At 64.5% G+C, this 17,523-nt stretch carries 18 protein-coding genes and 1 tRNA gene; 7 read left to right on the forward strand and 12 right to left on the reverse strand.

The window, feature by feature from the left end:
* The first annotated feature begins 19 nt into the window (after positions 1-19).
* Positions 20-865, forward strand: coding sequence for an alpha/beta hydrolase (locus HRU92_RS14920; RefSeq protein WP_172121780.1), 846 nt, complete (start codon positions 20-22; stop codon positions 863-865).
* 24 nt (positions 866-889) lie between these two features.
* On the opposite strand, the gene HRU92_RS14925 is transcribed toward HRU92_RS14920, so the two are convergent.
* The 8 genes from HRU92_RS14925 to HRU92_RS14960 all read right to left on the reverse strand — a co-directional run bounded on the left by HRU92_RS14925 (position 890) and on the right by HRU92_RS14960 (position 9,797).
* Entirely contained in the window at positions 890-1,675 is a 786-nt protein-coding gene (locus tag HRU92_RS14925) for a GGDEF domain-containing protein (protein ID WP_248307153.1), read from the reverse strand.
* Positions 1,672-3,444, reverse strand: coding sequence for a GGDEF and EAL domain-containing protein (locus HRU92_RS14930; RefSeq protein WP_172121781.1), 1,773 nt, complete (start codon positions 3,442-3,444; stop codon positions 1,672-1,674). Before HRU92_RS14930 ends, HRU92_RS14925 begins: the two co-directional genes overlap by 4 nt.
* 145 nt (positions 3,445-3,589) lie before the next feature.
* Positions 3,590-3,739 (reverse strand): hypothetical protein, encoded by a 150-nt coding sequence (locus tag HRU92_RS14935; RefSeq protein WP_172121782.1) that lies wholly within the window; start codon positions 3,737-3,739, stop codon positions 3,590-3,592.
* Between the two features lie 123 nt (positions 3,740-3,862).
* On the reverse strand, positions 3,863-4,918 hold the full coding sequence (locus tag HRU92_RS14940) for an ABC transporter substrate-binding protein (RefSeq protein ID WP_172121783.1): 1,056 nt from the start codon (positions 4,916-4,918) through the stop codon (positions 3,863-3,865).
* A 41-nt stretch (positions 4,919-4,959) separates the two neighbouring features.
* Complete coding sequence (locus HRU92_RS14945) at positions 4,960-6,210, reverse strand: DUF1501 domain-containing protein (RefSeq protein WP_172121784.1); 1,251 nt, start codon at positions 6,208-6,210, stop codon at positions 4,960-4,962.
* A 17-nt stretch (positions 6,211-6,227) separates the two neighbouring features.
* Complete coding sequence (locus HRU92_RS14950; RefSeq protein ID WP_172121785.1) at positions 6,228-7,952, reverse strand: DUF1800 domain-containing protein; 1,725 nt, start codon at positions 7,950-7,952, stop codon at positions 6,228-6,230.
* A 127-nt stretch (positions 7,953-8,079) separates the two neighbouring features.
* Positions 8,080-8,925: an ABC transporter ATP-binding protein gene (locus tag HRU92_RS14955; protein ID WP_173088435.1), complete on the reverse strand. Its 846-nt coding sequence runs from the start codon at positions 8,923-8,925 to the stop codon at positions 8,080-8,082.
* Entirely contained in the window at positions 8,922-9,797 is an 876-nt protein-coding gene (locus HRU92_RS14960) for an ABC transporter permease (protein ID WP_172121787.1), read from the reverse strand. The genes HRU92_RS14955 and HRU92_RS14960 overlap by 4 nt, the downstream gene beginning before the upstream one ends.
* 241 nt (positions 9,798-10,038) lie before the next feature.
* On the opposite strand from HRU92_RS14960, the gene HRU92_RS14965 reads away from it, so the two are divergent.
* The gene (locus HRU92_RS14965; protein ID WP_172121788.1) at positions 10,039-11,109 is read left to right on the forward strand and encodes a LysR family transcriptional regulator; all 1,071 of its coding nucleotides are present in this window, start codon (positions 10,039-10,041) and stop codon (positions 11,107-11,109) included.
* On the opposite strand, the gene HRU92_RS14970 is transcribed toward HRU92_RS14965, so the two are convergent.
* The 3 genes from HRU92_RS14970 to HRU92_RS14980 all read right to left on the reverse strand — a co-directional run bounded on the left by HRU92_RS14970 (position 11,106) and on the right by HRU92_RS14980 (position 12,161).
* Complete coding sequence (locus tag HRU92_RS14970; protein ID WP_172121789.1) at positions 11,106-11,528, reverse strand: DUF4260 domain-containing protein; 423 nt, start codon at positions 11,526-11,528, stop codon at positions 11,106-11,108. The two genes, HRU92_RS14965 and HRU92_RS14970, sit on opposite strands and share 4 nt — an antisense overlap.
* 150 nt (positions 11,529-11,678) lie before the next feature.
* Positions 11,679-11,879, reverse strand: a complete 201-nt coding sequence (locus HRU92_RS14975) for a hypothetical protein (protein WP_127755089.1) — start codon at positions 11,877-11,879, stop codon at positions 11,679-11,681.
* A gap of 207 nt (positions 11,880-12,086) precedes the next feature.
* Positions 12,087-12,161 (reverse strand) — tRNA-Gly (locus HRU92_RS14980).
* A 200-nt stretch (positions 12,162-12,361) separates the two neighbouring features.
* Between HRU92_RS14980 and HRU92_RS14985 the strand changes: the two genes are divergently transcribed.
* Genes HRU92_RS14985 through HRU92_RS14995 form a run of 3 tightly spaced genes read left to right on the forward strand, consistent with a single transcriptional unit; the run spans position 12,362 to position 14,231 of the window.
* The gene (locus HRU92_RS14985) at positions 12,362-13,309 is read left to right on the forward strand and encodes a co-chaperone YbbN (RefSeq protein ID WP_172121790.1); all 948 of its coding nucleotides are present in this window, start codon (positions 12,362-12,364) and stop codon (positions 13,307-13,309) included.
* A gap of 17 nt (positions 13,310-13,326) precedes the next feature.
* The gene (locus HRU92_RS14990; protein ID WP_127755091.1) at positions 13,327-13,998 is read left to right on the forward strand and encodes an LON peptidase substrate-binding domain-containing protein; all 672 of its coding nucleotides are present in this window, start codon (positions 13,327-13,329) and stop codon (positions 13,996-13,998) included.
* A complete protein-coding gene (locus HRU92_RS14995; RefSeq protein WP_206524674.1) occupies positions 13,995-14,231 on the forward strand; it encodes a Trm112 family protein in 237 nt (78 codons plus the stop codon). The genes HRU92_RS14990 and HRU92_RS14995 overlap by 4 nt, the downstream gene beginning before the upstream one ends.
* Here HRU92_RS14995 and HRU92_RS15000 read toward each other — a convergent pair.
* The gene (locus HRU92_RS15000; protein WP_172121791.1) at positions 14,228-15,448 is read right to left on the reverse strand and encodes an FAD-dependent monooxygenase; all 1,221 of its coding nucleotides are present in this window, start codon (positions 15,446-15,448) and stop codon (positions 14,228-14,230) included. The genes HRU92_RS14995 and HRU92_RS15000 overlap by 4 nt on opposite strands.
* Positions 15,449-15,712: 264 nt before the next feature.
* On the opposite strand from HRU92_RS15000, the gene HRU92_RS15005 reads away from it, so the two are divergent.
* Positions 15,713-16,051, forward strand: coding sequence for a P-II family nitrogen regulator (locus HRU92_RS15005; protein WP_127755093.1), 339 nt, complete (start codon positions 15,713-15,715; stop codon positions 16,049-16,051).
* Between the two features lie 23 nt (positions 16,052-16,074).
* Entirely contained in the window at positions 16,075-17,418 is a 1,344-nt protein-coding gene (locus HRU92_RS15010; RefSeq protein WP_172121792.1) for an ammonium transporter, read from the forward strand.
* Positions 17,419-17,523: the final 105 nt, after the last annotated feature.

Consider the following 17,523-nt stretch of genomic DNA (forward strand, 5'->3'; position numbering starts at 1 on the left):
GTCCAAGAGGAGAGCTGAAATGCGCATGATAGCAAGCAGTGGTGGAGCGCAACTGGCAAGTGTGGCGGAAGGGGAGCGGCTGGAAGGCACGATCCTCCTCGTCATGGGCGCCACGGCATCCATGGTGTGGTGGCCTCAAGCGCTGGTGCAGGCGCTGGCGGACGCGGGGTTTCAGGTGATCCGGTTTGATCATCGCGATACTGGCGCCTCCACGACCAACCCGCCTGGGGATATCCGCTACACCATCCAGGAGCTTGCCGACGATCTGGTCGCGATCCTGGACGCCTACGGGGTGCGTCGAGCCCATCTGGTGGGCATGTCGCTGGGCGGGTATCTCGCCCAGATCGTGGCGCTGCAGCATCCCGAGCGCGTCGCGACGCTGGCCCTGCTTTCGGCCGAACCGCTGGGCATGAACTACCAAGGCGAGGGGATTGCGCCCGCACTGCTCGAGCATTTCGACACTTTCGGCTCGGTTGACTGGAGCGACGCTGCCGCGGTTCGACGCTTTATGCTGCGCGATGCCGAACTCTGCGCCGGTACTGCCGTGCCGTTCGACACCGATGCTGCGAGCGCCCGGATCGAACAGGAGCTGAGCCGAACGCAAAGCATGGCCAGTGCCTTTAATCACGGCTCGGTCGGGGGCGAACTTGATCCGGGCTTGAGCGCGGCTGATTTACGGCTGCCGCTCCTGGTGGTGCATGGCAGCCAAGACCCGGTAATTTCTCTCGCCGCAGCACGCACCAGCGCCGCCGCCGTGCCCGGCGCGGAGCTGATCATCCTGCCCAAGCGCGGCCACGAACTGCTCGAAATGGACATGCCCGAGATTGCCGCAGCTGTCGTGCGCAACTGCGCACGCGCGTCGTGATGCCAGGTGACCAGCCCTCGGGGTTCAGGCGGCCAGTGGCGGATCGGTGAAGTGGCGGAACAGCACCCGGTTGCGCCCGGTGGCCTTGGCACCATAAAGCCGCTCGTCCGCCAGCGAGAACAGATGGTCATAGGTGGCGAGCCCGTTATAAGTCACGCCCCCAATGCTGACGGTGATTTCGTCTGATATGGCCGGCAAGGGGAGCTTGAGACTGCCAACCGCTTGGCGGATGCGCTCGGCAACTGTTCGCGCTTCCTCGGGGGTTGCACCGGGCAGAAATACGCCAAATTCCTCGCCCCCGACGCGCCCCACAATATCGGCCCCGCGCAGCATGCCCTTGATGGTGCCGGCAATCAGCTTGAGCGCCTCATCGCCCAGTTGGTGGCCGAACCGATCATTGATGTTCTTGAAGTGATCGGCATCGATCACCAGCAGCGCACCCGAGCGCAGATTGGCATGGGCGCGCGACTGCTCGAGATATGCGTCCACCATCATGGTGAAGGCGCCCCGATTGAGCACGGCGGTCAGGCTATCGGTAGACGCCAGCTTGGCAAGGTCGCGCTGGGCGATGGCCAATTGCCGGATCTTGCTCATCAGCAAGAACAGCAGCGGGCCTGCCAGTGCACTGGGCAGCAACAGGTCGACTGCTATGGCCCGCCGGAACTCGTCAGCGGTCATGGTGGGGAAATTGAAGGAGTCCACGAACAGCGCCGCGCCCGCGCAGAAGATCATCCCGGCAAGGGTAACCAGCCAAACGCGCAGGCGTCCGGTGGCGGAAAAATCGAGCTGCATGGCCAGGCGCTTGCTCATGCCGCGACGTGGTGCTTGGTGCCGGGGTCGCGGGCGTGCAACCAGGCGGTGAAGGCTGGGGCGGGCACCGGCCGCGAGATCAGGTAGCCCTGGGCTTCATCGCAACCGGCCTCGCACAGGAAATCATAGGCTAGCTGGGTTTCCACCCCTTCGGCCACGACGCGCAAACCAAGCTCCTGGGCCATGGTGATCATGCCCCTGACCAGCGCACTGTCGGCACCACCGGGCACGAGGGTCCGGATAAAGCTCTGGTCGATCTTGATGATCTCGGCAGGAATGTCCTTGAGATAGGAAAAGCTGCTGTAACCGGTGCCGAAATCATCAATGGCGCAGGCAATGCCAAGCGCGCGGATAGCAGCGAGATTGGTGAGGATCCGCCCCTGGTTGCGGATCAGCCCACTTTCGGTGAATTCGATTTCGAGCGCCTGGGCGGGCACGGCGTAGCGGGCAAGGGCCTCGCCCAGCCGCTCGGCAAAATCGGCTTCCTCGAGATTGGCTGGCGATACATTGACCGAAATCTTGAGCTCGAGCCCGGCGGCGCGCCAGGCGGCGGCCTGTTGGAGCGCCGCCTCGATCACCCATTGGGTCAGGGGACGCGCCAGTTCAGTGGCTTCGGCCAGGGGAATGAACTCGCCGGGGGCAACATTGCCCAGGGCGGGATGCTGCCAGCGCAGCAGCGCTTCAACGCCATCGCACCGCCCGGTGCGCAGATCGATGCGCGGCTGGAAGTGAAGGCTGAGCTGGTCGGGGGCAAGCAGGGCATCATGGAGGCCATCGAGCAGGGCATAGCGCCGCTGATGGGCATCATCGAGCGCCACCGAATACAGCCCGACGCTTTTGCCGGCGTCGCGTGCATCCTGGGCGGCCCCAAGCGCGGCGCGCAGGACCTGGGCGGGCGAGACTTCGCCGAGGCGGAAGGGCATCAGGCCTACCACCGGCGCCGAAGCGGCGCGGTCGCGCCCAAGGGCTGTTTCGGCCACTTCCGCGAAATGGGCTTGGACCTGATCGAACAGCACCTGGGGATTGTGGCCGCCGAGGACCGTCGCGAACTGGGTGACGCCGACCTGATAAAGGGTGGCTTCGCCTTTGAGGCGCTCCTTGATGGCGCCGGCGGCGGTCTTGATCATGGTGTCGAGATAGGCGGGGCCAAGAATGCGCATGGACTGGTTGAGCTGAACGGGCTCGACCAGATCCACCAGCATGGCGATGCGCTCCTGCCCGGCATGGTCGCGGCTGAGATCCTCGAGGTCTTCGGCAAACTGGTTGCGGTTGGGCAGGCCACTGGCCGGATCGATGCGCCCCAGGGCATGCTGCAGCTCGACCTGCGCCATGACCATGGCAGCCAGATCGGTGAGGATGCGCGCTTGTTCGGGGGTAATGGTGCGCGGCTTGGTATCAAGGACGCACATGGCGCCCAGGGTGAACCCGTCACGCGTGGTCAGGGGCGCGCCGGCATAAAAGCGCACGCCGCTCTGGTCGAGCACATTGCCCTTGAAGCGCGGATCCTGGGAAAGGTCGGAAACCACCAGCACATCGCCCAGGCGCGTGACTTCAGCGCAGGGAGCGCGGTCGCGCGGAATCTCGGTGCCGCAGCCTACGCGCGACTTGAACCATTGCCGGTCCTTGTCGGTCAGCGAGACCGCGGCGATGGGGGCACCAAAAATCTGGCTGGCCATGCGCGTGATGCGATCAAAGCTTTCGCTGGGTGCTGTGTTGAGCAGACCCAAATCATTGAGCGCCCGGAGCCGCTCGCCTTCATCCTGCTGCATCACGCTTTGCCTTTATCGTCCGTTGTTGCGTAGCTCAAAGTTACGGCCGGAAGATGAAAAAGGTTTAAGCGCAAGATTGCAGCTGCTGAGCACAGTTAATGCGGTGTTACCCGGGGGGATCAACTGCAACCGATATTGGAGCTTTTCAGCGCCCGCCGGCAAAGGCGGCGAGTGTATCAGTCAAGCTGGCAAGCAGGGCCGGATTGTTCCACGCCACGAGGCCGCCGGCACCCAGCGCCACCACCAGCAAGACGCCGAAGATTTTGCGCAGGACGGTGAAAACGAGCCAGACCACGACAAGGCCAACAAGGCCCAGGATAATCAGGGTAGTGGTATCGGTCGGGATCGGCTGGCTCCGTCGGGTCGTGGCAGCCGCGGCTCCGGCTTGAGGCGGGAAACGCGGCTGCGCTGGGTTGGCTTAGCGCTTGTCGAGCACGTCGCCTTCAAACACGCCAAGGTTTTCCAGCATCTTTTCGTTGAAACTGAGGTCAACCAGCTCGTCGAGCGGAACGGGAGCGATTTCGGCAAATTCCGGATTGGCATAGGCGAACTCGACCGCAGCGGCCAGATTGTCCGGGTTCATGCAGCCATTGACGCACCAGCGCGAGGTGTTAAGCGCGGCGGTGGCGGAGATGGCTTCGGGGGAAAGGTCATCGCGGGCGGCGGCAATGGCGGCTTCCCAGGTGGCGGGATCGTTCTGCATGGCGCGGGCGGCATCGGCCAGGGCATCGGTGAAGCGCTGCAGCGCGTCGCGCTTGGCTTCGATCGTGGGCTCGAGCGCGGCGACGAACTTGGCCTGGCCGGGGGAGCGCTCGGCAAAGTCATCGGCATCCACCAGCACATGGATGCCTTCCACGTCGGCAATCGACTGATAGGTGCCGAACGAGACGGTAGTGGCATCGACCTGGCCGGCGGCCAGCGCCTGGACGCGGATATCGGGCGCGCCGATGGCGACGAAATTGGGCGCGTCGGTCGGGATGTCGTAGCTGTTGAGGACCGCCACGGTCAGGTTGTGATCAAGGCTGCCGCTATCGGCGATGGCAAAGGAACGCCCTGCGAGGTCCTCGACCGTTTCGATGTCGTCCTTGGCGGCCATGAGAAAGGCGCTGCCGGAAGACACCGCGGTGATGCCGCGGATCGGCACGTCGTTTTCGGCGCGCAGGCGGATGGCCGATTCAATGGTGATATCGGCCACATCAACGGCACCCGAATTGAGCGCGGCGACGGCCTGGGGCGTGCCATCGAGGGTGACGACATTCACCTTGACCCCGTGCTTTTCGTAAAAGCCCATATCCTGGGCGATGCGGAAAATGGAGCCGGTGGTGGGGTTGAAATTGGCGTCGGTGCTGGCGAGCGCCAGGTTGATCTCGGGCAGATCGGTGGATTGGGCGAGGGCGGTGCTGCCGAGCAGGCTGGCGAGGGTCAAACCGGTGGCAAGGGCGGCGGCAAGGGGGCGGGTGGGGTGAGCGGACATGGCACTACTTTCTGGTGACGGGTTGGACTGTTGGGTCCGGGTTAGTGTTTGGGGGCAAAGAGGGGGATGGAGCTGAACTCGCTTTTGAGGATGCCCGAGGGATGCTCATGGCCCATCCAGCCCTCGATGAGGGTCGAATAGATGCGGCGGTAATCGGTGGTGAATTTAAGGTTGCCGTCGTCGAGATCGGTGAGGCTGGGCACGCCGCCATAGTGGCCGCCCAGGACCGGCTTGCCGATCACAAAGGCGGGGCCCGCGGTGCCGTGATCGGTGCCAAGGCTGGTGTTTTCGGCGACGCGGCGGCCGAACTCGCTGAACACCATGACAACCACGTCATCGCCGCGCCCGACCCGCTCCATGTCGCGCACAAAGGCGGCGATGTGGTCGGAGGTATAGGCCCAGAGCCGGGCATGGGTGTCGCCCTGATAGACATGGGTATCAAAGGCATTGTTGCGATAAGGGACGTAGTAGACCTTGGTGGGGAACTCGGCGGCAATAAGGGCGGCAACGCGTTCAAGGCCAAAGGGCACGAGGCCATAATCGATGGGGCTGGAATAGGTGTTCCAGGCCTCGCGCACCAGATGCTCGGAGCTGTTGGCGCTGGCCGCCACATCAAAGAGGAAATCCTCGGCGGGGTTGCGCCCGCCATTGCCGAAGCGGGCGTCGAGCACGCCCAGCGCCGGCTTTTCCTCATGCAGCACGCGGCGGGTGAAGTTGTCGGGATTGTTGAACACCAGCGGCACATGGTTCATCGAGCGCACGGCCAGGGACTGGTTGTCGTCGATATTGACGAGGAAATTGGTGGTGTGGCCGAGCGGATCGATGGCATCGGCCATGCGCCCAAGCCAGCCATAGGCCTCGCCGCTATTGGGCGCGCCGGTCTGCCAGAAGGCCATGGAGGAGAAGTGCGAGAACGAGGGCTGGTCATAGCCCACGCCATGCACGATCCCCATCATGCCGTCCTTGTAGAGCCGCTCAAAGCCGCTCATGGTTTTCTGGAAGCCGAACTGGTCATCGATCTTGAGCAGCTTGTCGGGGCGGATCCCGAGATGCGGGCGGGCATTGTAATAGGCGTCATCGCCAAAGGGGATGACGGTGTTGAGCCCGTCATTGCCGCCCGACAGCTCGACGATGACGAGGATGCGCTCATTGGCATCGGCCTGCGCTTGGGCGACCCTGGACCAGACCGGCGAGCTGCTGATGCCGCCCGCGCCGCCCAGCACCATGCTGCCAAAGCCGCTTTGCAGAAGGCCTTGCTTGTCGGTGCCGCTGAGTTTGGGTGGTTTTGCCATGAAAAGGTCTCCGCCGGTCAGGCCAGCTGATATTGCGGTGCGCTCATGATGAGATGGGCGGCCATGCGCAGGCCGTGCTCCATATAGGTGTCGGCTTCCAAAAGGCTCGTCGTACCCAGCTCTCCGTCGAGCGTTTCGATGAGGACAGCGCGGGCGGGCGGGGCGAGGGGCACGCGCAGCAAGCGCCGAGCGAGCAGGTCGACCGCCTCGCCCGTTGTCGCGGCGCCTTCGGTGCGCAGCATGTCGGACAGGCTGAACTGGGCGGGGGCGCGGGGCGTCGGCTTGAGCTTGCGCAGCGCCTCCTGGTAGCCCACGAGGCTCCCGTAGCGGGTATTGAAGCTTTCCTGGATGCCGGCGGCCATGCTGGGCGAGGCGCCTTCCTCGAGAGTGGCCGCGGTGATCTCCATGCCCGAAAGGATGTTCGCATTGACCCGCTTGACCACCCGCCCTGGGTTGAACAGGGGATCGGTGAAGTCGATTACATTGGGGAACATCACTTCGCGGGCGAAATTGGCGCGCTCGAACAAGAGCCCCGGCGTGATCCAGGCACGACCTTCGCCCCAGCCGGCGACGGTGGGGGGATAGAGCAGCACCTGGCCCAGCGTCTTGCCGACGCTCCAGGGGTCGGGAATGCCCGGCAGCTCGGCTATCCCGAGCTTGCGATAGGTGGAGACGATCAGCTCGGTCGGGGACTTGATATGGGCCGCAATCGAGGACTCGGCATAAAAATCCTCGGACAGGAAAATGGTCTCGAGGAACGGGGCTATCTCGTAATTGCCCGCGCGCAGCAGGTCGCCCAGGGTTTGGCCGAAGTCGGGCGAAATCTGCTCGCGCACAAAAAAGCGGTAGAGCTTGGCGGCGATGTAATTGGCGGTTTGCGGCTGGTTGAGGATGATGCGGAGGATATCCTCGCCGGCAAAGGCGCCGGTGTGGCCGAGGAAATTCTTGATCCCGGTGTCGTGCTTGTCGGGATCGACCACAAAGGTGAGATCGTCATTGCCCCAGCCGGTAAAGGCGCGGGCGGCTTCGCGGATATCGTCCTCGGTGTAATTGCCCACCCCCATGGTGAACAATTCCATGACCTCGCGGCCGAAATTCTCGTTGGGCGCGCCTTTCACGTTCTGGGCGGCATCGAGATAAACCAGCATGGCCGGATCCTTGGCCACCGCGTCCAGCAGGGCACCGAAATTGCCGCTGGCCCCGGCGCGCAAAGTGCCGAGCTGAAGGAGCGCCTTGCGGTAATCGCGCAGCTTTTCTTCGCTGGTGGCAAAATGGCCGTGCCAGAACAGGGTCAGCTTTTCTTCAAGCGGGCGGTTGGTGCGCACCATGCGATCGAGCCACCAATAGCCGATGCGCCGGGTTTCAAGCGTCGTCGCGCGGGCCCAGTAAAAGAAGCGATTGGTGACGGCCTGCAGGGGACGGGGGCCGCTGGGCTTGGCGCGCACGCCCATCGCCTCGCCGGTTTGTGCGGCAAGGGTGGTGGCCGCGGGCCGGCTGACCGGAAAATTTTTGAGCGTGGGGTCCCAGAACCCAGATTCCTCGAAGGGCGGCAAATGGCTGTTGTCGTGCTGCCGGTAGTGCACGAGGCTGGCGACGGCAGCGGCCGGTGTCACCGCGGCCAATTGCCCGATCTCCTGGGGCGTTCCACCAAAACCGGCGCGCTCCAGCAGATGCGCCGCCAGCTCATAGCTCCAGGCGGCGTCGGAAAGTGGCGACAGGTTTTCAGCGCGTGGCAGGCTCAATGTGGTCCGGTACCTTTGGCACCCCCACTTGGCGCGCGGGCGCGCGCGGAAAAAACCGGGAGGTTGCCCGCCCCATAAGATCACCGATGGGGGCGCGCTAACACTCTATGAGGCCTATAGGAAATTCCTATCCGCTGGTGGCGGGCGCCGGGTCGTCGAGGGGAAAGGCGCCGGCCAGTTCCTCGAGCTGGGCGCCATCGCGCACCATGTCGTGAATGCGGCCCCAGAGATGGGCGCGCATTTCGGCAAATTGGGGGAGGGTGCGCGGATCGGTATCCCAGCGCGCCTCGGGCAAGCGCACATCGACGATTTCGTCGACCCGGCCGGGGCGCGGGCGCAGCAGTACGATGCGCTGCGACAAGAGGATCGCTTCATCGATGTCGTGGGTGACAAAAACAATGGCAATGCCGCGGCGCGACCACATCTGCCAAAGCTCGCGTCGCAGCACTTCGCGCGTCATGGCGTCGAGGGCGGCAAAGGGCTCGTCCATCAGCAGCACTTTGGGTTCGACCGCAAGCGCGCGGGCGAGGCCCACGCGCTGCTGCATGCCGCCCGAGAGCTCATGGGGAAAGGCGCCGGCAAAATCGCGCAGTCCGACCGCGCCGAGCAGGGCCGAGGCGCGCTGCGCCCGCTCGCGCCGGCTCATGCCGCGCAGCGAGAGCACAAATTCGATATTGCCGGCCACCGACAGCCAGGGCAGGAGGCGGGCGGACTGAAACACCATGGCCAGGTCCGGCCCTGGCTCGGGTGGGGCACCGAGCACGCTGACCTCCCCCTCATCGGCGGGGGTAAGGCCATTGATGATGCGCAGCAGCGTGGTCTTGCCGCAGCCGCTGGGGCCGACGAGGCTGACAAACTCGCCCGGGGCGATATCGAGCGAGATGTTCTCGATCGCGCGGATCTGCCCGTCGCGAAAGCTCTTGCCGACACCGCGCAGCGAGATCAGGGGGGTGAGTGTGGGGGCTTGGGTCATTGGGCGTTCCTTTGCGCCACGCGCCAGCGCCCGAAGCGCCGTTCGGCCCAGCGTAGGAGGGCGGTGAGAGCGGTGCCCAGGGCCATGAGGACGATGACCACGGCAAAATAGCGATCCATCTGGAAGCGATTGCCGGCAGCGGCCAAGAGCCCCCCAAGACCTGACTGGGCCATGGTGAGCTCGGCGATGACAGTGCCGACGGTGCTGATCGCGGCGCCGATCCGCAAGCCACTCAGGATCGAGGGCAGGGCATCGGGCACCATGACGCGCCAAAAGAGGGTGAGGCGCTTGGCGCCAAAGGCGCGGGCCATCTCCACAAGGTCCTTGTCGGCATTGGCGATGCCGGCAGCGGTGTTGATGAGAATGGGAAACAGCGCCGCGTTCCACACGACGACGATCTTGGCTTCGGTATAAAGCCCGAACCAGACAATGATCAGCGGGATGAAGGCAGCGCCGGGCGTCGAGTTCATCGCATTGACGAACGGGTCGAGAATGCGCCCGACGAGGGGAAAGCCCCCGAGCACAATGCCCAGCAAAATGCCGGTGCTGGCCGAAAGGAGGAACCCGAGCCCGATCACGGTCAGCGATTCGCCCAAGGCGCGCAGCATGGTGCCGTCGGACCAGAGCTTGATGCTTTCATCGAGAATATCGGTGGGCTTGGGCATGATCAGATTGCCCGCGCTGGCATTGAGCGCAAACATGCCCAGGATCAGGAGGAGCACGAGGCCGATCTGGATCGTGAGCACGAGTGTGCTGGTGCGCCGGCGACGCGTTTGCGCGCGGGCGGCAAGGGCTGTGCTCGAGAGGCCCGAGGATCGGGCGGGCGTGGTTGAGCGGGCCGGCGGCCGTGGCGGTTGCCCTTCTCCGATCATACCGCTATCCCCCTCTTTAGGCTGCACAAGGCTTCGGCACCCGATGCAATTCAGAGCGGGCAGACCGCGGTCCGGATGGCCGCTGCTGGCGATAGTTGGACCAAGCGGTTGAACTATTCAAGCCGCACTGGACGAGGGGACCGGGCGCCCCGCGGCGCTTTGCCCGTGCGGCGGAGGCGGGTTTGGGCTAGATCTGGGCCCCTGGTGCCAGGGGCCGGGCCAAAAGAAAGTTTGATCCGGAATGGATGACAAGCAGGCGATAAAGCCGGGATCCAAGACAGGGAGCAAGGCGCGGGGTCGCGCGCGGGCCACGAGCGCGGCGCAGCCGCGAACCGGGGATCTGACCCTCCACCAGCTGCGCATTTTCTGGGCGGTGGCCCGCTCGACAACCCTCACCAATGCGGCCAAGCAATTGGGACTGACCCAGCCGTCGCTGTCCCAGCAATTGGCCAAGCTCGAAGCCAATGTCGGCACGCTATTGTTTCACCGCCGCTCCAACGAGATGGAGCTGACGGAAGCCGGGCAATATCTGTTGCCCAAGGCCGAACAGGTGCTGCGCTCGATCACCGAACTCGAGGACGGTCTGGGCCAGTTCGGGGCCGGGCAGCGGCTGACGCTGCGGCTGGCGGGGATCAATTCGGTGCTCCGCGTGGTGCTGCCCCCCGCAATCGGGGCGCTGCAGGGACAGTTTCCTGACCTCGAATTCGACCTGCTGGAAAGTGCACCCGGCGAGATCCTTGACCTGCTATATAGCCGGCGGGTGACGATCGGGCTTTTGGCCGCCAATTCGGTGGCGCAGGCCGGCGTGGGCTTTGTGCAGGTGCCGCTGCTCGAAGACCCCTATGTGCTGGTGGTGCCCAAGGGGCTCAAACTCGATGGAGTGAGCGATCCGCAGGCCCAGTTGCCAGCCGAGGGGTGGCGGCTGCTCAACCAGGCCATCCAGTTCAGCTTTGGCAGCCGCCACGCGAGCCGGGTGGCCGATTGGTATGCGCGCCTCCTGCCCGAGCACCGAGTGGTGGCGCAGTGCCGCTCGTTTGAAACTGCGATCGGGCTGGTGCGCGCCGGGGCAGGGGTGTGCCTGGCGCCAGCGCTGGCCTCTGTGGGGATCGATGGCGTGCCGAGCGATGTAACGCTGTATCGGGTGCAGGCGCCGCCCCGGCGCATCGTGGCGCTGGTGCCTTCGCAATACCGGCGGGTCGAGCCTTATGCGGCAATGCTTGAAGCGCTGCAGGCGAGCGCCGCTGGCTATGTCGCTCCCCCTATCGCCGCAACGCCGCCCTGGCTGGCGCTGGATAGGGCCGAGGAGTTCTAGGCCTCAGGGGCGGTGCTCGCCTTGGCCTTGCCGATCGCGCCCAGATGGGTGTGGTTGAACGCCGAGGCATATTTGAGCCCATAGCCAAGGGCGCGGTCAAAACCGATATGGGCGGCAAGGATCAAGGCAAACTGCCAGATGAACTCGACGCCAAGTGCCCAGCCAAGGCCGCCAAGGACTGCCGCCAGCACATAGCTGTGGGCCGTGTTGTATACGGCGGCACCGGCCCTGGCATTGAGGGCATAGCCGGCAAAGCTCAGATCGGGCACAAAGAACAGCAGCACGAACAGCCAGGGATTGCCGCCGCCGGCGAAATAAGCGGCGGTCGCCCCGGCGAGCACCGCTAGCGCTTCGAGGCGCAGCACGCTGCGCACTCCACCCGTCGCCGCGCCAATTGGTGAAGATTTGCCCTGGTCCATAGCTGCCCCTTGCTGCTGCCTTGCGCGATAGTCTAGCGCGGCGGGGAGGGGGTTGGCGACTGGGCTCAAGCGGCGCCGGCCAAGACCGTTTTGGGCGCCTGGAGGGCGGGTCGAGCATTCCGCCCGGCCCGCCGGAAATTGGTTTGAGCCTTAGGTCGAGATGCTCAGAATATGGCTTTCAAAGGCAACAAAGTCGCCCTCGATCCGCGTGCCGTCACTGACCAGCGTGCGCTCGCCGCTGATGCGCAGATAGCCTTCGCCGAGCACTTCCTCGATGATGTCATCGAGCTCGCGCTCATCGGTGAAGCCGATCTTGGTGCCATCGCTCGTGGTGAGTTGATAATCGGGCAATTCGCTCTCCTGTTTTCGACGGTTCGTGCATCAACGCCGCAACCGGGCAAAAGGTGCGACGGGTTCTAACGCACTGTCGGGAGGGAATTTGATCGGGTGGAACGCTGATTCGGCTCGCGGTCGCAGACCCACGTGGCGCCAAACCCGGAAAACAAAAAGGGTCCCGAAGGACCCTTTGTTTCTCAAGGCTTGCCGGCCTTGAGACTTTGGAGCGGGCGATGGGATTCGAACCCACGACCCTAACCTTGGCAAGGTTATGCTCTACCCCTGAGCTACACCCGCGCTCCGTTGTCATCCACGCTGCCTTGGCATCGGGTCGACGGCGGCCTATATGCCTAATCGCATTCCGCTTTGCAACCGCAAAAATGGGCCTTGTTGCCAAGTTCGTGTCCGGGGAGATCCCGCCACACTTGTCAGAGGCCGGTTTGCGGGGGCATGAAGACACCAATCTGCTTTTTTGCCGCACCCGAAGGCTTGCTCCCATGTCCCAGCCGTTCACCGCTTCCCCCGCCAGCCAGCCCGCCCCTCCCAATGGGGCGCTGGTGAAAAATTCCAGCGACGCCGCATTCAAGGCCGATGTGATCGACGCCTCGCTCGAGGCGCCCGTGCTGGTGGATTTCTGGGCGCCCTGGTGTGGCCCCTGTCGCCAGCTGACCCCGGCGCTCGAAAAAGTGGTCAATGAAAAGGCCGGCAAGATCCGCCTGGTCAAAATCAATATCGACGAGCATCCCGGCATTGCCGGTCAACTGGGCGTGCAGTCGATCCCTGCCGTCTTCGCCTTTGCCGGCGGGCGCCCGGTGGATGGCTTCATGGGCGCCATGCCCGAAAGCGAAGTGCGCCGCTTTGCCGACCGGGTGATCGCCGCCGCCCCTGCGCCCGGTCCCGCCCCCGATTCGATGGAAGCCCAGATCGCCGAGGCGGTCGCTGCCGCCGAAGAGGCGCTTGGAGCGGGCGACCTGCCGCGCGCCGCGCAGATCTTTGGCATGGTGGTCCAGCACGCGCCTGACAATGCCCCCGCGCTGATTGGCCTGGCACGGGTATATCTGGCAGCGGGCGAGCCCGACCAGGCCCGCGCCACCCTCGACATGGTGCCCGAGGAAGGGCGCACGGGCGAGGCCTATACGGCGCTGGCCAATTCGCTGCGCCTCCTGGCCGAAGCGGCCGAACTCTCGGAAACGGCGACGCTGGAAGCGGCGATCGCTGCCGATCCGGACAACCACCAAGCCCGGTTCGATCTCGCCGTCGTGCTCAATGCCGAGGGGCGGCGCCTTGAAGCGGCCGAGGCGCTGGTAACGCTGCTCCGGCGCGACCGCAGCTGGAACGAGGACGGCGCGCGCAAAAAGCTGCTCGAATTCTTTGAAGCCTGGGGTCCCAAGGATCCCGCCACCGTCAAGGGCCGCCGTCTGCTCTCGGCGGCGCTGTTTTCGTAACGCAAAGGAAAGCACTCGTGCTCAAGCGCCCCGCTTCTCCCGCCGACCTGCCCAAAAGCGTGCCGCTGTTTCCCCTCAGCGGCGCGCTGCTGCTGCCCTTTTCGCACCGCCCGCTCAATGTATTCGAGCCGCGCTATCTCGACATGGTGGACGCGGCCCTCCGCGGCGACCGCCTGATCGGCCTGATCCAGCCCGAGGACAGCGAGGAAGAAAGCCCCAAGGGTCGCAGCCCGCTGCAATCGATCGGGTGCCTGGGGCGAATCACCCATTTCGAGGAAAGCGGGGAAGGGCGTTACTTCATCATCCTTGAGGGCATCACCCGCTTCCGGCTGGTCCATGAGCTGACGGTGATGACGCCTTATCGCCAGTGCACGATTTCAGCCGAGGAATTCGCCACCGACTTCAACCGGCAATGGGGGGAAGGCGAGGTCGATCGGGAGCGCTTCCTCAAGATGATGCGCGATTATGCCGATTTCGCCGATATCGAGCTCAACTGGCAGGAAATCGACAATACCGGCACCGCCGATCTCGTCAATTTCTGCTGCATGGTGTCGCCTTATGGCGCGGCGGAAAAACAGGTGCTGCTGGAAGCCCCCACGCTCGAGCAGCGCGCCGAAACCCTGATCGCGATGACCGAATACGAGATCGCGCGCGGCGGCGCCGGCGGTTCGGCGCCCCCGCTCAATTGAGTGTTCCCGAGGTCAATCCCCGGCATGTGGTGGACCGCCGCACGCTCGAACTGCTGGTGTGCCCCCTGACCAAGACGCGCATGACCCTCTCGGCGGACCGGAGCGAGCTGATTTCGGTGGCCGCGCGCCTGGCCTTTCCCATTCGCAAGGGCGTGCCGCTGCTCGCCCTTGATGAGGCGCGCAGCATCGAGCCCGAGGAAATCAAGGCGCTGACGCGCCCGCCGGCGCCTTAGATCGGCAGGCCCGAGAGGAGGCGCGGCCCGTGGGCCGAAAGGCCCGCGGCACCGCGGATCATCATCGCCTTGACCGGGCCGGCGCGATCCACCAGCCCGAGGCCAAAATCGCGCAGCGCCCGCACCGGCGGGGCGTCCGCCGAAAAGAGCCGGTTCATGCCATCGGTGACAAGGGCCATACCGGTGGTGTCGAGCCGCCGCCAGCTCTGGTAACGCTCGAGCACGGCGGGACTGCCATGATCAAGCCCGAGCCGCATCGCTTCGACCACGGCTTCGGCGAGCGCCGCCACATCTTTGAGCCCGAGATTCAGGCCCTGTCCCGCGACGGGATGCACCACATGGGCGGCGTCGCCCACGAGCGCCAGGCGTGGGCCGACAAATTGGCGGGCCAGCTGCAGGCGCAGGGGAAAGCCCATCAGATCCTCGTCTACACCGACGGTCCCCAGGGTCGAGCCCATCACCGATTCGATTTCGCGGGCGAGCTCCTCATTGCCCATGGCGAGGAACCGGGGGGCATCGGCTGATTTCTCGGTCCAAACGAGGGACGAGCGGTTGCCCGGCAACGGCAGGCTGGCAAAGGGGCCGGCGGGGCGGAAATGTTGATACGCCACCCCGTCATGGGGGAGTTCATGGGTGATGGTGGTGACGAGCCCGGTCTGGCGGTAATCATGGGAAAAAACCCCGATCCCGCTCATCTGGCGCAGGCTTGATTGCGCACCATCGGCCGCAACCACCAGCGGCGCGCGCAAGATCCGCCCATCGGCGAGCACCAGATCGGCCGAGTTGGCGCTGGTCTGCAGGCCGGCAACGCTGGCCGGCGCCACGACGGTAATCTTGCTCGCTACCGCATCCAGCAACGCCTGCCCGCTGACCCGGTTTGGCACCATGTGGGCAAAGGGCTCGCCCGGAGCCACATCCCCTTCAAAGCTCAGGAACAGGGGGCGGGACAGATCGCCCGGACCCGAATCGGTGATGCGCATGGCGGTGATCGCCTGCGCTTCTCCTTCCATCGCCGGCCAAACCTCAAGCGCGGTCCAGGCGCGGCGAACGCTCGCGGCAATGGCCGAAGCCCGATTATCGCGCGGCACTTCGAGTGGGCGTCGATCCACCAAGGCGATGCGGATGCCGCGGGCAAAGCGGGACAGGGCGAGCGATAAGGTCAACCCCGCCGGACCGCCGCCCACGATCACCACATCGAACTGTTCAGCCTTGCTCATCGGGAACGCCTCCATTGCGGCTATTGAACGCGCCGGGCTCCTCAACGCAAGAGTGCCAAGGGTCGCGCCAGGCCGCCGCAAATTTGCTCAAAACGCTCCAGACCTGCTCATTAATTGAGCACTTGCGCTCAAGCATACGGGTGAAATCCACGCACGATCTGGCAAGTTCTTGAAATGTTTGTTGTTTTTGAGCAGCTATCGAGTTGGCACGGCACTTGAGTCTTGCTTGGCATCAAGACCAGCGCAAGATGCAAAGGGGCTCGCATGAAACTGGTGATCGCTATTATCAAGCCATCCCGCCTCGAAGAGGTTCGCCAGGCACTCAATTCACTCGATGTTCACGGCATGACTGTGACCGAAGTGAAGGGTTATGGCCGCCAAAAGGGACATTCGGAAATCTATCGCGGCACCGAATATGCCGTCCATTTCCTGCCCAAGCTCAAGGTCGAGATTGCGGTCGACGATGCGCTTGCCGATGCCGTTTCGGCGGCCATCCGCGACAGCGCCCAGACCGGTCGCATCGGCGACGGCAAGATTTTCGTGCTCGACCTGCTGGCCGTCACCCGTATCCGCACCGGTGAAACCGGCGCCTCTGCCCTTTAAGCGTCCTCGGGAGAAACAAGAAGATGAAGACGTCCAAAATCTTGGGGAGCGCCGCACTTGCCTCCCTGCTGCTGGCCCTGCCGGCCTTCGCCCAGGATGCGGCGGCACCCGCCGTCGAAGTCGTTGAAGAGGCCGCTGCCACGATCGACACCGGTGACACGGCCTGGTTGATCGTTTCGACCCTCCTGGTCATCCTCATGACCATTCCGGGCGTGGCGCTGTTTTATGGCGGCCTCGTGCGCTCCAAGAACATCCTGTCGGTCGTCACCCAGGTGTTCGGCGCGTTTTCCATGATCGCGCTGCTCTGGGTCGCTTATGGTTATTCGCTGGCCTTTTCCGGGCCGAGCGAAGGCGGATTGTCCGCCTTTATCGGCGATTTCTCCAACTTCTTCCTCGCCAATGTGAACCCCGACTCGGTTTCGGGCACCATTCCCGAGCTGATCTTTGTGGTGTTCCAGCTCACCTTTGCCTGCATCACCGCGACCCTTGTCGTGGGCGGCATTGCCGAGCGCATGAAGTTCGGCGCGGTGATGGCCTTCCTCGCGATCTGGTTCACCTTCGCCTATCTGCCGATCGCCCATATGGTGTGGTCGGCCGCGGGCCTCTTTTTCCAGATGGGAGCGCTCGATTTTGCCGGCGGCACCGTCGTGCATATCAATTCGGGTGTTGCCGCACTCGTGGCTGCCATCGTGCTGGGGCCGCGCCTTGGCTATATGAAGGAGCCGATTGCGCCCCATAACCTCGTCTTCACCTATATCGGCGCCTGCCTGCTCTGGGTTGGCTGGTTCGGCTTCAATGCCGGCTCGGCTCTGGGCGCCAACGGCGTTGCCGCCCAGGCCTTCCTCAACACCATCACCGCTCCCGCCGCAGCCGGCATTGCCTGGGCTGTGGGCGAAAAGATCACCCGCGGCCATGCCTCGGCCCTGGGCTTTGTGTCGGGTGCCGTTGCGGGCCTTGTTGCCATCACCCCGGCTGCCGGTTTTGCCGGCACCTTTGGCTCGATCGTTCTGGGTGCGGTAACCGGCTTTGTGTGCCTCTGGGCGGTCGTGACCCTCAAGCCCATGCTGAAATACGACGACAGCCTCGATGTGTTCGGCATTCACGGCGTCGGCGGCATTGTCGGCGCCATCGGCACCGCTGTTGTTGCCGATCCGGCCCTGGGTGGCTTTGGCGCCGAGGGCTATGCCATGGGCGGCCAGCTGGTCACCCAGGTCATGGCGGTGGTTGTCGCCATCCTGTGGTCGGGCGTCGTGGCCTTCGTGGCCATGATGATCGTCAAGGCGATCTTCGGTGGGGCCCGCGTCCCCGAATCGGCCGAGGTCGACGGGCTGGACCTCTCCAGCCACGGCGAGCGCGCCTACAACTAGCATTCCTCCCTTCCGGGCGGCGTCCCTCGCGTCGCCCGGATCCCATTCTTTGCCTGCATTGATCGTGGCGTGCGGCTCGTGTTCCTCTTGGCCCGCCCAGAGGCT

The sequence above is a fragment of the Devosia sp. 1635 genome (assembly GCF_013185955.1).
In the GTDB taxonomy this organism is placed as follows: Bacteria; Pseudomonadota; Alphaproteobacteria; order Rhizobiales; family Devosiaceae; genus Devosia.